At 73.7% G+C, this 13,819-nt stretch carries 15 protein-coding genes; 7 read left to right on the top strand and 8 right to left on the bottom strand.

Going from position 1 to position 13,819, the window contains the following annotated elements; genetic code table 11:
• Position 1: 1 nt before the first annotated feature.
• Positions 2 to 1,039: a hypothetical protein gene (locus tag Vau01_RS42955; RefSeq protein ID WP_204005825.1), complete on the bottom strand. Its 1,038-nt coding sequence runs from the start codon at positions 1,037 to 1,039 to the stop codon at positions 2 to 4.
• Positions 1,040 to 1,049: 10 nt separating this feature from the next.
• Entirely contained in the window at positions 1,050 to 1,811 is a 762-nt protein-coding gene (locus Vau01_RS42950) for an AraC family transcriptional regulator (RefSeq protein WP_204005823.1), read from the bottom strand.
• 54 nt (positions 1,812 to 1,865) lie between these two features.
• Between Vau01_RS42950 and Vau01_RS42945 the strand changes: the two genes are divergently transcribed.
• A complete protein-coding gene (locus Vau01_RS42945; RefSeq protein WP_204005822.1) occupies positions 1,866 to 2,831 on the top strand; it encodes a zinc-binding dehydrogenase in 966 nt (321 codons plus the stop codon).
• Here Vau01_RS42945 and Vau01_RS42940 read toward each other — a convergent pair.
• On the bottom strand, positions 2,818 to 3,420 hold the full coding sequence (locus Vau01_RS42940) for a TetR/AcrR family transcriptional regulator (RefSeq protein WP_204005821.1): 603 nt from the start codon (positions 3,418 to 3,420) through the stop codon (positions 2,818 to 2,820). The two genes, Vau01_RS42945 and Vau01_RS42940, sit on opposite strands and share 14 nt — an antisense overlap.
• A gap of 55 nt (positions 3,421 to 3,475) precedes the next feature.
• Between Vau01_RS42940 and Vau01_RS42935 the strand changes: the two genes are divergently transcribed.
• A complete protein-coding gene (locus Vau01_RS42935) occupies positions 3,476 to 3,823 on the top strand; it encodes a cupin domain-containing protein (protein WP_204005820.1) in 348 nt (115 codons plus the stop codon).
• Positions 3,824 to 3,875: 52 nt separating this feature from the next.
• Entirely contained in the window at positions 3,876 to 4,394 is a 519-nt protein-coding gene (locus Vau01_RS42930; RefSeq protein ID WP_204005819.1) for a hypothetical protein, read from the top strand.
• Between the two features lie 14 nt (positions 4,395 to 4,408).
• Here the strand turns inward: Vau01_RS42930 and Vau01_RS42925 are convergent, their stop codons facing one another.
• Entirely contained in the window at positions 4,409 to 4,816 is a 408-nt protein-coding gene (locus tag Vau01_RS42925; RefSeq protein ID WP_204005818.1) for a DUF6069 family protein, read from the bottom strand.
• A gap of 47 nt (positions 4,817 to 4,863) precedes the next feature.
• On the opposite strand from Vau01_RS42925, the gene pdxR reads away from it, so the two are divergent.
• Together pdxR and Vau01_RS42915 are read left to right on the top strand one after the other, a co-directional pair.
• Positions 4,864 to 6,276, top strand: coding sequence for a MocR-like pyridoxine biosynthesis transcription factor PdxR (gene pdxR / locus Vau01_RS42920; protein ID WP_204005817.1), 1,413 nt, complete (start codon positions 4,864 to 4,866; stop codon positions 6,274 to 6,276).
• Positions 6,277 to 6,278: 2 nt separating this feature from the next.
• A complete protein-coding gene (locus Vau01_RS42915; protein WP_204005816.1) occupies positions 6,279 to 7,115 on the top strand; it encodes a DUF2785 domain-containing protein in 837 nt (278 codons plus the stop codon).
• On the opposite strand, the gene Vau01_RS42910 is transcribed toward Vau01_RS42915, so the two are convergent.
• The 4 genes from Vau01_RS42910 to Vau01_RS42895 are packed head-to-tail and all read right to left on the bottom strand — an operon-like array spanning position 7,112 to position 10,812.
• Positions 7,112 to 7,885, bottom strand: a complete 774-nt coding sequence (locus tag Vau01_RS42910) for an FAD:protein FMN transferase (protein WP_204005814.1) — start codon at positions 7,883 to 7,885, stop codon at positions 7,112 to 7,114. The two genes, Vau01_RS42915 and Vau01_RS42910, sit on opposite strands and share 4 nt — an antisense overlap.
• Positions 7,882 to 8,310, bottom strand: coding sequence for an FMN-binding protein (locus Vau01_RS42905; RefSeq protein ID WP_204005812.1), 429 nt, complete (start codon positions 8,308 to 8,310; stop codon positions 7,882 to 7,884). The genes Vau01_RS42910 and Vau01_RS42905 overlap by 4 nt, the downstream gene beginning before the upstream one ends.
• A 17-nt stretch (positions 8,311 to 8,327) precedes the next feature.
• A complete protein-coding gene (locus Vau01_RS42900; RefSeq protein WP_204005810.1) occupies positions 8,328 to 9,728 on the bottom strand; it encodes a ferredoxin reductase family protein in 1,401 nt (466 codons plus the stop codon).
• Between the two features lie 55 nt (positions 9,729 to 9,783).
• Positions 9,784 to 10,812, bottom strand: a complete 1,029-nt coding sequence (locus Vau01_RS42895) for a zinc-dependent alcohol dehydrogenase (RefSeq protein WP_239152304.1) — start codon at positions 10,810 to 10,812, stop codon at positions 9,784 to 9,786.
• A 233-nt stretch (positions 10,813 to 11,045) separates the two neighbouring features.
• Here Vau01_RS42895 and Vau01_RS42890 point away from each other — a divergent pair, with 233 nt between their 5' ends.
• Together Vau01_RS42890 and Vau01_RS42885 are read left to right on the top strand one after the other, a co-directional pair.
• A complete protein-coding gene (locus tag Vau01_RS42890) occupies positions 11,046 to 11,786 on the top strand; it encodes an SAM-dependent methyltransferase (RefSeq protein ID WP_204005801.1) in 741 nt (246 codons plus the stop codon).
• A gap of 48 nt (positions 11,787 to 11,834) precedes the next feature.
• Positions 11,835 to 13,757 carry a DUF6528 family protein gene (locus tag Vau01_RS42885; protein WP_204005800.1) on the top strand — a complete coding sequence of 641 codons (1,923 nt, stop codon included), beginning with the start codon at positions 11,835 to 11,837 and terminating at the stop codon, positions 13,755 to 13,757.
• Positions 13,758 to 13,819: the final 62 nt, after the last annotated feature.

Here is a 13,819-nt window from a genome sequence, read left to right as displayed (position 1 = left end):
GTCACTGGAGGTGGGGCGGCCAGCCGACGCCGTAGGGCAGGCCGTCGGAGGAGGTCATCATGTCCACGATGCTCGTTCCCGGGCGCTCGGCCTGCGTCCGCTGGCGTTTCAGGTCGTCGATGAGGCTGTCGATGCGGCTTCCGACCTTGTACCCCGGTGACAGGTCCCGGGCCATGTGCAGGACCCGGAGGCCTTCCACGAAGTTGCCGGTCGCCTCGACGTAGGCGGCCGTCCACCGCAGCATGTGCTCCGCGACCTCGTCCTCGACCGGGTCGGCGCCCTTCACCCGGGCCCGGGCCAGCAGGTCCAGCGCCGGGGCGACCTTGTCGCGGACCTGTCTCCCGATCGACGCCCCGCTCCGGGGCGACGGCCGCGCGACCCCGTCGGCGTGCGCGAGCCGGGCCCGGGTCAGCGCGATGACCGCGTCGGCGCCGGCCAGCCGCGCCTTCGCCCGGACGTTCTCGGGGAAGCCGTCGTACTCGACGAGTTGCCAGTGCGCCTGGACCATCTCGGCGGACTGGCGGCGCTCGGCCCACCGCAGCGCGACCCGCGCGCCGATCCGGGCCAGCACCAGCGGCAGCTGCTCGCGGACCGTCGCGGCCGTCTGCCGGCTGGGTGACGTCGTGTCCCGGACGGTCGCCGCCGGCTCGCCGGGCCCGGCCAACCGGGCGGCGTACAGGTGCCAGAACGTGGGGGACAGCCAGATCGCCCGCCAGTACCTGTACGACCGGCGCCACTTCGCCGCCGCGACCCGGACGGCGTGGTCGGCGTCGAGGGCGAGCATGTGGTTGAGCACGGCCAGGTTGTGGTGCGCGACGTCGGTTCCGGCCGCTTCCCACACCGCGTCGGCCCGCTCCGGGTCGCCGGCGTCGAACGCCGCCAGCCCCGCGTCCCGGCCACCGCCCGGCTGTTCCGGCCAGAGCCGGAAGAAGTCGTCGACCGCGTGGTTCCGCCGATCCTGCCGGTCCCGGTACAGGTCCGGCGTCGCCGCCGCACGCAGCGCCGCGATCAGCTTCGTCGACCCACCACCGGTACCCACGGCCGACAGCCTACGTACCGGTGATACCGCCGGCGCGGTGGCGGCCGGGGGTGGTGCCGACGATCGCGGTGAACGCGGCGATGAAGCTGCTCGGGTTCGCCCACCCGCAGAACCGGGCGACGCGCGTCGTGTCGTGGCCCTGCGCGAGCAGGACGAGCGCATGGCAGACGCGCAGCTGGGTGCGCCACTCGTAGAACGTCATGCCGAGCTCGTCGTGGAAGAGGCGGCTGAGGGTGCGGGCGCCGGCTCCGACGCGCTGACCGAGCGCGGCGAGTGTGCTGCCGTCGGCGGGGTTGTCGTCGAGGATGCGGGCCACGGCGCGCAGCCGGTCGTCGCGGGGCTCGGGGAGGTGGGTGGGCTGCTCGTGCGTCTCGTGGAGTTCGTCGACCAGGACGCGGTGCAGGCGGGCGCGGGCGCCGCGGTCGAGCTGCCGGGTGCCGGTGAGGGTCAGGATGACCTCGCGGGCGAGGCCGGACGCGAGGAACACCGCCGGGCGCGCGGGCGTCCGGCGCGCCAGCGACGGTGGCAGGAAGACGATCCGCATGTCGGTGTCGCCGTGCGCGCGGTGGTGGTGCGTGGACCGGGCCGGGATCCAGATGACCCGGTTGGCCGGAACGACGGAGACGCCACGTTCGGTGTGGACGGACAGGACGCCGCCGGCCGCGTACACCAGGTGCCCGCGCGGGTGGGTGTGTGCCCGGCTGGTGGAGCCCGACGGCCACAGGTGCACGCCACCGGACGGCCAGATCCGGGATTGGCGGGCTACGGGCATGAGTTGGCATTCTACCGGTGGCCGGCCAGCCGGCTCCACGGTGACAGTTCGGGTATGACGACGACGATGCGAGCCGCGGTCTGTGTCCGGGCGGGCGGCCCCGAGGTCCTGGAGATCCGCGAGCTGCCGGTTCCGGCCGTCCGCGCCGGTTGGAGCCTCGTGCGGGTGACGGGCGCGGGTCTCAACCGGTCGGAACTGCGGACCCGGCAGGGGCACTCGCCGGGCGTGCGGTTCCCGCGGGTGCTCGGGATCGAGTGCGTGGGCGTGGTGGCGGCGTCCACCGATCCCCGGCTGCCGGAGGGCGCGACGGTCGCGGCGGTGATGGGGGAGATGGGTCGGGAGTTCGACGGCGGCTACGCCGAGTACGCGTTGCTGCCGAACGCGCTGCTCATGCCGGTCACCTCGACGCTTTCCCCGGAGACCCTGGCCGCGCTGCCGGAAACGTACCTGACCGCGCAGGGCGCCTTCGACACCCTGGGAATCCGGCCCGGCGAGCGACTGCTGATCCGTGGCGGCACGTCCTCGGTGGGGATGGCCGCCGCGTCGATCGCGCACGGCCACGGCGTCGAGACCGCGGCCACGACCCGCCGGCCGGGCAAGGCCGACGCTCTGCTCGCGGCCGGCGTCGACCACGTCCTCCGCGACGACGGCGGGCCGCTGCGCACGCCGTGGCCCGACGGACCGGACCACGTCCTGGACCTCGTCGGGGCGGCCACGGCCGTCGACTCGCTGCGGCTGGTCCGTCGGGGCGGAACCGTCTGCGTGGCGGGCTCCCTCAGCGGATGGCTGATCCGGGACTTCGAGCCGATCGCGATGGTTCCCTCCGGAACCCGGCTCACGGCCTTCCACAGCCGTGACGCCCAGGGCGGCGCGGCCGTGCTCCAGCGGGTCGTCGACAACGTCGAGGCCGGCGTGTACCGGCCGAACGTCGACCGGATCTTCGCCCTGGCCGACATCGCCGCGGCGCACCGCTACATGGAGGACGACAGGGCCACCGGCAAGGTGGTCATGCTGCCGTGACACCGGTGCGGCGGGCGGCGGCGAGCAGGGCGTGCGCGGTGGCCCGGACGGTCTCCGCGGCCTGCTCGCGGCTGTAGCCGGCGATGTCCACCAGCCAGATCAACGTCTCGATGCCGGTCGCGGACCGGATGGCGACCGCCAGCCGGTGGGCGTCGACGTGCGGATCGGTGTCGCGCAACGGCGTCAGGGCGTCGGCGATCCAGCCGATCGCCCGCCCCTGACGCAGCACGGGCCGATCGGCGTCGGGTTCCAGTGACAGCCGCAACGAGGTGCGCAGTTGGGGCTCCCACGTGAAGTTGTACGCGGTGAAGGCGGTCATGAACGCGTCGAGGCGGGCCGTGGGGTCGGTGGGCGCGTCGGCCGGCAGCAGGGTCTCCGGCGAGATGGTCGGATGGGCGGCCATCAGCAGGCTGCGCTGGTTGGGGAAGTACCGGTAGGCGGTGGTGCGGGAGATGCCGGCCCGCTCGGCGGCGTCCTCCACCTTCGGGGTGAGCCCGGCGGCGAGCAGCTCGCGGGTGGCCGCGACGAGCGCGAGTCGGGTCCGTGACTTCTGCGCCGTCCGGCCGGTCGACTCGTAGGGCGTCGCCACGCGGTCATGGTACCGTAGTCCCATATGGGACCGGAGTCCCATGAAGGAGGCAGCGATGAGCCACGACGATCCGGCCGTCACCGACCCGGACCTGTACACGGTCGTCTTCGAGAACGAGCGGGTGCGGGTCCTCGAATACCGCGACAACCCCGGCGACCGCACGCATCCGCACCGCCACCCCGACAGCGTGATGGTGACGCTGAGCGCCTTCCGCCGCCGCGTCACGGCCGGCGGTCGCCAGGTCGACGTCGACCTGCCGGCCGGCGCGGCCCGCTGGGTCGGCGCACAGGAACACACCGGCGAGAACATCGGCCCCGGCGCGACGCACAGCATCTTCGTCGAACTCAAGGAGCCCGGCCCGGCGCCGACGGGCGACGCCCCGCTCGGCCCGAGTCCCCGTTAGCCGGTGGCGCCGATCGACGACACTGATCGCGTACCGTCGATGGGGGGACGCGATGATCGAGGTCGAGACGTACCTGGCGGCCGTGGCACAGCGGATCGAGCGGGCGGGCGGCCAGGTCCGGCGGGAGCGGATCGGTCCGGTCGAGGCGATGCTCGGTGACGTCTACGAGGCCAGCGCCATCGCGCGGGGCCACATCCGGTTCACGGCGGTGGTCGCACCGTTGGCGACGGTGACCGCCTTCGCGGTCCGCGACTTCATCACCCACGTTCACCAGTGGTCGCTGCGGACGACGCACCAGGTGCCCGGCGGCCGCACCGAGATCATCAACTTCGCCGGGCTCGTGTCGCACGACGTCCAGCCCGACGCCGTGGCGACCGCCGCCGACAAGCCGCCGTTGCAGGGCGTCGGCAGCACCCGGCCGGTGGTGATCGACCTGGCGCAGGGGCAGGTCCAAACGTTCACCGGCACCCGGCTGCTGGGCATGGCGCTGCAGGGCACGATCAGAGCGAAGCAGCAGTTCCTGTACCCGCACCCGGCCGAGCTCGCGGCGCACCGCCCCCCGTCGCCCTGACCTTCGAACCGGCGTCAGGTGGCCAACCGGCGGGCGATGACGGGTATCACGATCGCGGCGGCGACCAGGTGCGCGAGCACGAGCGTGCACACGGTGGCGGCGTTCGCGCCCACCAGGAACGGCGGCACGAGCGAGAGCGCGGTGAGTGCCACCGCGATCCGGACCCACGCGCGGGCCGGGCGGGGCGCCCAGCGGCGGATCGCCAGGGCGACGAGGACGCCCACCACGCTGAAGGTGAACGTGAGCTGCGTGAAGCCGAGCAGGGGAATCGACTCGCCGCCGTCGGGCAGTTCGAAGTCGACACCGACGGCCGTGGCGAGGGCGGCGACGGCCGTCACGGCGACGGCGGCGACGGCCGCCGCGGCCAGGCCGGGCAGGAGCAGCCGGCGCTGCTCGCGGTGAGTGCTGGTCACTGTCGTCATGCGTTCGAGACTGACGGAAATCGGTACACCGGGTAAGGTCCGATTGCATGGGCCGAACCAGGACCAATTCGAGCGCGGCGGAGGACCTGCTCCTCGACGTCGACCGGTCCGCGGCCGAGCCCCTGCACCGGCAGATCGCCGCCTCGATCCGGGGCGGCATCCGGGCCGGCCGGTTGCGTCGCGGGACGTCCCTGCCACCCACCCGCACGATCGCGGCCGACCTGGGGGTGTCGCGCGGGGTCGTGGTCGAGGCGTACCAGCAGCTCGTCGCCGAGGGCTACCTCACCAGCCGGGCGGGTGGCTACACCCGGGTCGCGGTCGAGCCGGTTCCGGCGCCGGCGGGTCGTCGCGCCGGGGATCGGCCGGCGGTCCGGATCGACTTCGGGCACGGCCGCACCGACGTGTCGCAGTTTCCCCGGGCCGCCTGGCTGCGGTCGGTGCGCACGGTCCTCACCGGCACGCCGAACGAACGGTTCGCGTACCTCGACGGGCGCGGCGTGCCCGAACTGCACGACGCCCTGACCGACTACCTCAACCGCGTCCGCGGCACGTCGGCCCGCCCGGAGAACGTCGTGATCTGCAGCGGCTTCGGCCAGGGCGTCGCGCTGCTGGTCCAGGTGCTCGCCCGGCGCGGTGCCCGCCGGCTGGCCGTCGAGGACCCGTCCCCGGACGACGACGCCCGCATCGTCGCGGCCGCCGCCGGGCTGGACGTGATCGGCGTCCCGGTCGGGCCGGACGGCATCCTCGTCGAGGAACTCGAACACACCGACGCCGACGCCGTCGTGCTGACGCCCTCGCACCAGTGGCCCACCGGCGGGGTCCTGTCGGCCACGGCGCGGGCCCGGGTCATCGGCTGGGCGCAGCGCCGCCGTGCCGTGGTGATCGAGGACGACTACGACGCGGAGTACCGCTACGACCGCTCGCCCGTCGGCGCGATGCAGGGGCTGGCCCCCGACACCGTCGTGTACTGCGGCACGGCGAGCAAGACGCTGGCACCGGGGCTGCGGCTCGGCTGGCTGCTGGCGCCGGAACACCTGGTCGACGACGTCGCGGCGGCCAAGGTGCTGGCCGACCGCGGCTCGCCCGTCATCGACCAGCTGACCTTTGCCGACTTCCTCGGCCGCGGCGAGTTCGACCGGCACCTGCGGCGCATGCGCCCGGTCTACCGCCGGCGCCGGGACGCGCTCCTGGCCGCGCTGCGCACCCGGCTGCCCGAGCTGGAGCCGGTCGGGGTCGCGGCGGGCCAGCACGTCGTCGCCTGGCTCCCACCCGACCTCGACGAGGCCGCGGTCGTGGCCGCCGCCGCCCGGCACGGCCTGGTCGTGCACGGCGTCGCCCGGTACCGGCTGCGCCCCGCCGGACCGGGCGGGCTGATCTTCGGCTACGCCACCCTGTCCGAACGCGCCATCGCCGACGGCGTGGCAGCCCTCGCCGACGCGGTGGCAGACCTCAGGAGCTGACGATGGACTGGGAAGCCGTACAGAACAACGACTTCGCCGTGCCGGCGGACCGGCCGCTGCCCGAACTCGTCGACGAGTTGTGCGCGATGCTGGCGTCACCCGATCCGCGGGTCCGCGACGACACGGCGTACCCGGTTCTGGCGCTGTGGACCGCGCGCGGGGTCCTCGACGACCACCTGGAGTCGTTGGGCGACCGGATGGCCGGGCGGCTGCGGCACGACGAGATCCAGGCGCGCACGTTCGCCGCGATGATCCTGGCCTGGGTGGTGCTGCGCGACGCCCGCACCGGGCACCTCGACGCCGGGTGCGTGCCGCGCTGGCGGGCCGGGTTCGCGTCCTGGTGGCTGGGCGAGAGCGAACTGCGTGGCTGGGACGACGCGCTGGGCTGGCTGCACGCGGTGGCGCACGGGGCAGACACCGTACGGGCGTTCGCGCGCTCACCGCGTCTCGAAGAATCGGACCTGCGGGGGCTGCTGGACCTGACGGTCGACCGCCTGATGGCCGACGGCGGCTACCTGTTCGCCCACGGCGAGGACGACCGGGTCGCCTACGCGCTGGCGAGCGTCCTCGCGCGTCCCGAGTTGCCGGTCGGGTCCGCGACGGCGTGGCTCGACCGGATCGGGGACGCGATCCGCGCCGGAGCCCCGGGACCGGTACCGCCCTGGGCGTCGAACACGCTGCGAACGTTGGCGTGTCTGTACGTGTGGGCCGACCGGGGGGTGTGCTGGTTCGACCCGGACACCGGCGGGTTCGGGGAGGCGGTGCGGCTGCCGCACGGCGAGGCGGTCAAGGAGCGGCTCGCCGCGGTGCTGCGGCTGCCCTGGCGCGGGCTGGGCTAGCCGGGCACGGGCCAGTTCCCGGTGACCCGCACCAGGCCCGACGCGCTCACCAGCAACGCCTCGTACCCGTCCTGTTCGTCGAGCCGGTCGAGGGCGTGCGCGCCCTCCGCCACGGCGGCGGTGGCGTAGACATCGGCCCACATCAGGTCCGGTCCGGTGACGGTGACCGCGCGGACCGCCGTCGCGGGCCGGCCGGTGTTGGGGTCGACGATGTGGGTGCCGCGGTGCGCGCCGCCCGACGTGGCCACCGCCCCGCCGTCGCGCGTGACGACGCGCAGGATCCGGGCCGGGTCGTCGGGGTCCTCGATGCCGATCCGCCACGGCGGCTGCCCGTCCGGCGCGTGCACCAGCACGTCGCCGCCGGCGTTCAGGCACCAGCCGTACCCGGCCAGGTCGGTGAGGTGATCGGCGGCCTCCCGTACCGCCCAGCCCTTCACCAGGCCGGACGGGTCGTACCGCGGTGCACCGGTGCGTGGGTCGGGCAGCCGGCGCGGGTCGAACCAGCCGTCGGTGCGGGTGCGGGCGTCGTCGCAGAGCTGGATGACCTGGGGGAGCATCGGGTCGGCGGCGTCGAGCGTCAGGTCGCCGCGTTCCCAGCGCGACAGGTCGCTGTCGTCGCGGTAGGGGCTGAGCACGGCGTCCACGTGTCGCAGGTGGGCGAACACGGCGGCCACCTGCCGTTCCACGTGCTTCGAATGCAGGTCCGGGCCGCGCACGTGGACGCTGACGGGCAGGCCCATGACCTGGTCGATCCACGCGCGCCGGGTCACGACAGGTGCGCGGCGTCGAGGGCGGCCTGGAGCGATTCGATGTAGCCGTCGCTGGTGACGGTGGCGCCGGAGACGGTGTCGATGTCGGCGCTCTGCGCGGTGAGCGTCTCCTGTTTGAGGATCGGCAGGGCGCGGGCGTTGATCTCCTGGTCGCGGCGGTTGGCGGTGGGGTACTGGGGGACCGCGACGCTGGTGATCTTCCCGTCGATCACGGTGATGGTGACCTGCACCGCGCCCCACCGCGTCTGCGCGACCGAGCCCTTGTAGACGGCGCCCTGCGCACCGGTGGTCGCCGCCGCGACCGGGTCGGCCGTTTCCTCGGCGGCCGCCACCGCCGGCCCGGCGCCCATGGTGCTGGTGCGGTAGCTGAACAGCAGCGCCAGTGCGGCGACGGTGGACAGCAGCCACCAGGTGATGCGTCGCATCCTCGATTCCCTCCGGGTTACCAGGCGAACTGTTCGGTGTGCAGGCGCTGGGTAGGCACGCCCGTCCCGGCCGCGGCGGCGCGGGCGGCGTCGGCCCAGTCGGTCGGGCCGCAGATGTAGACGTGCGCGCGGTCGACGTCCGGCGCGATCGACCGCAGCACGGCGATGTCGCTGAAGCCGGCGGCGAGCCGGTCCGGCAGCCAGGACGGGCGCTGCGCGCGGGCGCCGAACAGGTACTCGACCCGCACCCCGCGGTGCCGGGCGAACCAGTCGAGCTCGGCGCGGAAGGCGACGTCGGCCTCGGTGCGGGCCCGGTAGACGACGGTCGCCTCGCCGGCCCGGTACGGCAGCTCACCGAGCAGGGACAGCAGCGGGGTGACGCCGATCCCGCAGGCGAGCAGCACCACCGGTCCCCCCGTGTAGTGCTCGCCGGTGAGCGTGCCGTACGGGCCTTCCACCAGCGCCCGGGTCCCCGGCCGGAGCCCCGCCGCGCGGGCGCTGCCGTCGCCGAGGTCCTTGACCGTGATCCGCAGCAGATCGGTGCGGGGTGACGCCGACAGCGAGTACGGGTGGGCCCGCGACCAGCCGGCCCCGTCGAGGAACCGCCACTGGAAGAACTGGCCGGCGCGCACCGGCAGGCGGTCGAGGTGCCGGCCCGTCAGGTACACGGAGGTGAGGCCGGGACCCTCGGCGACGACGTGGCTGACGACGAGGCGGTGCCGCCAGGTGCGCCAGGCCGGCAGGCCCAGCCGGTACACCACGACCGTGGCGGCGGCGGTCGCGTACAGCGTCCACCAGTAGGCGCGGGCCAGCGGCGAGCCGACGAAGTCGGTGCCGGTCCAGACCTGGTGCGGCAGGGCGAGGCCGACGCCGAGGTAGGCGTACAGGTGCAGCAGGTGCCACGACTCGTAGCGCAGGCGCCGCCGGGCCTGCCGCACCGACGTCACCACGACCATCACCAGCAGGCCGGTTCCGGCGGTGGCGAGCAGCATGCCGGGGTAGGTGACGATCATGTCCCACAGCTCGCCGAGCGCACCCGTGTGCGCGGTGCCGGCGTAGCCCAGGGTGATCAGGACGATGTGGGCCAGCATCAGGTGGAAGGACGTGAAGCCGGTCCACCGGTGCCACCGGGCCAGCCGGTCCTGTCCGAAGGCCCGCTCGACGAGCGGCACCCGCGCCATCAGCAGCACCTGCACCAGCAGCAGGTCCGCGGCCAGCAGCCCGGTGAGCCGCCCGACCGACGACATCGCCGCCGGGCCTCCGTCGAGCAGGTCCTGAACGCCCCGGTTGCCCACCCACAGCGCGGTCACGACCACCAGGCTGAGCCCGGTGGCGAGACCGACCGCGTCGGCCCACCACCGGGGCGTCGTCCGGACGGTCGGCGCGGTGTCCGCGCTCCGGACGGCGGTTGTCGTCATGCGTACACGGTCGACCGTCCGGATGAGACGGTCATTTCCGTACGCTGTGCGTTTCCTATGAATCCGGCTGCACGACGACCTTGAGTCCCTCGCGGGCGACCGCGGTCTCGAACGCGTCGCCCGCCTCGGTGAGCGGGAACCGGTGGGACACCAGGCCGCGCACGTCGACCAGGCCGCTGACCGCCAGCGCCGTCGCCCGCGGGTAGACCTCCTTCATGCGGCGGACCATGACGATGGTCAGGCCCTTGCGGCGGGCGACGCTCGCCGGGAAGGCGGACGCCTCGGTGGCCGGGATGCCGGCCAGGACGACGCGACCGCCGGGGCGGACCGCGTCCATCGCGGCGGCGATCGCCGGGTCGGTGCCGGCGATCTCGAACGCGACGTCGACGCCCAGACCCGCGGTGAAGGCGGCCAGCGCGGACGCGTACCCGACGTCGGCCGGGTCGAGCACCTCGTCGGCCCCGCGCGCCGTCGCGGCGAGCCGCCGGTGCGGGAGCGGATCGGCGGCCACCACCCGGGCCGCGCCGGCCGCCCGCGCCACCTGGATCAGCAGCAGTCCGATCGGCCCGCACCCGATGACCGCGACCGATCCGCCCAGCGGAACGTGCCCGAGGTCCACCGCGTGGACGGCAACGCCGAGCGGCTCCAGCATCGCCCCGTCGACGTCGCTGAGCGCACCGGGCAACGGGTGCAGCCGCACGGTCGGCCAGGCCAGGTACCGCTGGAGCCCGCCGTCGCGGGTGGCGTGGCCGGCGAAGTCGAGCGCGCGGCACAGGTTCGGGTGACCCCGCCGGCACAGGTCGCAGCGGTGACACGGGATCGCCGGATCGACCGCCACGTGGACGCCGTCGAGCGGGCCGCCCTCCACCACGCCGGCCAACTCGTGCCCGCCGACGATCGGCCGGGTGATGCGGGCGTCGCCGATGCCACCGTCCTCGTACCAGTGCAGGTCCGACCCGCAGAGGCCGACCGCGGTGACGCGCACCAGGCTCTCGCCGTCGGCGGGCACCGGCACCGCTTCCTCGGCGAGGCGCAGGTCGCGGGCGGCGTGGAACCGCGCGGTGAGATTGCGGGTCGGCGTCACCGGTCCAGTCTGCCGTCTTATTCGGTGTCGGCCTCGCGGGCGGGGTGTTAGATTGCGGATCTCCGCCGGGCACGTGGCCCGGTGTTCGACGACGTTAGGCCCCAAAGGAAGGCACTGCCATGGTGGCCGCCCGGTACTCCCGGGGCGGATGAACCCCCGGGTCCCGTCATGTCTTTCTTTTCTTGAGCGCGGCGCAGGGCCGCCGCGTCGTCGAACCATGGAGAACACACGAAATGTCCTGGTACACAGGCTTCTTCACGGAACTTCCGAACGCGTTCTGGCGGGCCGCCGTCACGACGGAGTACACCACCGCCGAGGTCGACTTCCTGGTGCGGGTCGCGGGGTTGCGGCCCGGGTCGCGGGTGCTCGACGTGCCGTGCGGCAGCGGCCGGCACTCGCTGGCGCTGGCCGCGCGCGGCTGCCGCGTCACCGGCATCGACGTCTCGGCCGAGGCGGTCGCGTACGCGCGCTCCGCCGCCGAGATCGGCGGAACCGACATCGACTTCCGGGTCGGTGACATGGCCGCCGTCCCCACCGACCTGTCGGTGGAACTGGCGATCTGCATGGGCAACTCGTTCGGCTACCTCGACCACGAGGGGACCCGCCGGTTCCTCGCGGACCTCGCGACGGTGGTGGCGCCGGGCGGTCACCTCGTCCTCGACTACGGGTTCGTGGCCGAGTCGCTGCTGCCCGGGCTGAGTCTCGAGGAGCCGCCGATGACGATCGGCGGGATCGAGGCCGAGTCGGTCAACGAGTACGACGCGGTGAACAGCCGGTGGCTGACCCGGTTCACGTTCCGCCGCGGCGACGAGGAGCACCGGGGCACCTCGGTGCAGCACGTCTACACCGCGGCCGAGGTGGTCCGGCTGGTGCACGAGGCCGGCTTCAGCGGCACCGACCTGTACGGCGACCCGGACGGCTCGCCGTTCGGGCTCGGCAGCCCCCGGTTGTTGCTGGTCGCCCGGCGGTCATGACGTTTCGGTGACGGTTCGGTGAGGGGTCGATGTATGACTGTCGATGTGATGAAGACATCGACGCGGCTCCTCGCCGCTGCCGTCCTCGTTGTCGGGTCGATGGCCGTCGCTCCGGCGCGGTCGTCGGCCGCTGGCGCGGCCGACGACCAGCCGTCGGCCACCAGAGCCGGAACCGCCGACGACCAGTTGATCCTCGCCGGTGACGCCGCGAGCAGGCAGCTCATCGCGTTCGACCCGGCGGTGACCGACTGGAACGGCACCGGCGCGATCCGGTGGACCTGGAAACCGACGACCGGACTCGGCTTCAGCACCGCGGAGGTGAACGGGTTCAACGGCGGCTCCGACTTCAAGGTGCGCACCAGCGGCCGCGACGGCGCGCAGCGTCTCGTGGTCGCCGACGGCGCGGGGATCGCGACCGTGGCGACCTATCCGGAGGGCCGGCGCGTGTGGGCGAAGCTGCTCACCGGAAACCTGCACTCGGCCGAACTGCTGCCCGACGACAACATCGCGCTCGCCGCGTCCGACGGTGGCTGGGTGCGCGTCTACGCGTCGTCGCAGGGTGCCGACGCGTCGGCGTACGGGGAGTACAAGCTCGCCGCGGCACACGCCACGCTGTGGGACCCGTCGACGAGTCGGCTGTGGGTGATCGGGCAGGACCCCGTCACCGCCGAGCACATCCTCACGGCGCTCGCCGTGGTCGGCACGCCGGCCGCGCCGCGGCTCCGGGAGGACACCACGAAACGCGTGGTGCTGCCGACGCCGTGGGGTCACGACGTCACCCCGTACTCGTACGACACCGGCAAGCTGTGGGTGACCACCAACGGCGGCGCCTACCTGTACGACAAGGCCACCAAGGAGTTCTCGTCGCCGGGTGCGGCGAACCGGGTGTTCGTCAAGGCGATGAGCAACCAGCCGTCGGGCCAGATCGTGGAGACGATGGCCGACAGTCTGAAGAATCCGAAGGGACCGTGTGCGGCCATCAACGGCTGGTGCACCGACACGGTCGACCTCTTCGGCCCCGACGGTAAGCGCACCCGGAAGAACGCCCAGTTCTACAAGGCGCGCGTGCTCAACCCGTACTACGGCGCGGTCGACCAGAGCCGGCGCGGCACGGTCTGGGACCGCACCCGGGCCGCCGACGGCACCTGGTCGTCGACGGTCACCCAGATCGACGGCAACGCCGGCGTCGCCCGGGTCGCCGCCACGGCGTCACCCGACGGCGTCGTCCACGTGTTCACGCTGCTGCCGGGCAGCGGCATCTGGTACCGGCAACGGGCCGCCGACGGCACCTGGGCCGCGTCCGCCGTCCGGATCGACGCGAACGGCGACCTCGTCGACGTCGCCGCGGCCGCGCTGCCGAACGGCACCGTACACGTCCTCGGACTCCTTCCGAAGAGCGGCATCTGGCACCGCGAACGGTCGGCGGCCGGCGTCTGGGCCGCGTCGGCGACGAAGATCGACGCCAACGTCAGCATCACTGACGTCGCGGCGGCGGCGCTGCCGAACGGGACGCTCAACGTGTTCGGCGTGGTGCCCGGCAGCGGCGTGTGGCACCGGGACCGGTCGGCGGCCGGCGTGTGGGCCGGGTCGGCCACCCAGGTCGACACGAACGGCGCCGTCTCCGATCTGGCCGCCGCGGGCCTGGCCGACGGCACGCTGCAGCTGTTCTGCATGGTTCCCACCAGCGGCCTGTGGCACAAGGAACGCAACGCCGCGAAGACCTGGGCCGGCGCGACGAAGATCGACACGAACGGCGAGACCTCCGTGGTGGCGGCCGCCGGCTGGCCGGGAACGGCGTTGCAGGTGACGATGGTCGCGCCGGGCAGCGGCGTCTACAGCCGGGTGCGCGCGGCCGATCGGACCTGGCCGGCCGCGCAACGCATCGACGCCGAACCCGACGTGCTGGAGCTCTACGCCGTCGGCCGCCCCGACGGCGTGATCCACGTGGGCAAGGTCCCCGAACTGTCCTAGCGGCCGCGTGCACCGCCCCACCGCCGTCGACGGGCGTCCGCAGACTAGGCTCCGTGTCGATT

Source organism: Virgisporangium aurantiacum, assembly GCF_016863635.1.
Taxonomy (GTDB): domain Bacteria; phylum Actinomycetota; class Actinomycetes; order Mycobacteriales; family Micromonosporaceae; genus Virgisporangium; species Virgisporangium aurantiacum.
This window is presented reverse-complemented; position numbering and strand designations above follow the sequence as displayed.

What these genes read in the sequence shown, in the direction of transcription:
- Vau01_RS42950 (WP_204005823.1), bottom strand. Translation starts at nt 1,811, where the DNA reads ATGCCCGTAGCCCGCCAATCCCGGATCTGGCCGTCCGGTGGCGTGCAC.
- Vau01_RS42945 (WP_204005822.1), top strand. Translation starts at nt 1,866, where the DNA reads ATGACGACGACGATGCGAGCCGCGGTCTGTGTCCGGGCGGGCGGCCCC.
- Vau01_RS42935 (WP_204005820.1), top strand. Translation starts at nt 3,476, where the DNA reads ATGAGCCACGACGATCCGGCCGTCACCGACCCGGACCTGTACACGGTC.
- Vau01_RS42930 (WP_204005819.1), top strand. Translation starts at nt 3,876, where the DNA reads ATGATCGAGGTCGAGACGTACCTGGCGGCCGTGGCACAGCGGATCGAG.
- Vau01_RS42925 (WP_204005818.1), bottom strand. Translation starts at nt 4,816, where the DNA reads ATGACGACAGTGACCAGCACTCACCGCGAGCAGCGCCGGCTGCTCCTG.
- pdxR (WP_204005817.1), top strand. Translation starts at nt 4,864, where the DNA reads ATGGGCCGAACCAGGACCAATTCGAGCGCGGCGGAGGACCTGCTCCTC.
- Vau01_RS42915 (WP_204005816.1), top strand. Translation starts at nt 6,279, where the DNA reads ATGGACTGGGAAGCCGTACAGAACAACGACTTCGCCGTGCCGGCGGAC.
- Vau01_RS42905 (WP_204005812.1), bottom strand. Translation starts at nt 8,310, where the DNA reads ATGCGACGCATCACCTGGTGGCTGCTGTCCACCGTCGCCGCACTGGCG.
- Vau01_RS42900 (WP_204005810.1), bottom strand. Translation starts at nt 9,728, where the DNA reads ATGACGACAACCGCCGTCCGGAGCGCGGACACCGCGCCGACCGTCCGG.
- Vau01_RS42890 (WP_204005801.1), top strand. Translation starts at nt 11,046, where the DNA reads ATGTCCTGGTACACAGGCTTCTTCACGGAACTTCCGAACGCGTTCTGG.
- Vau01_RS42885 (WP_204005800.1), top strand. Translation starts at nt 11,835, where the DNA reads ATGAAGACATCGACGCGGCTCCTCGCCGCTGCCGTCCTCGTTGTCGGG.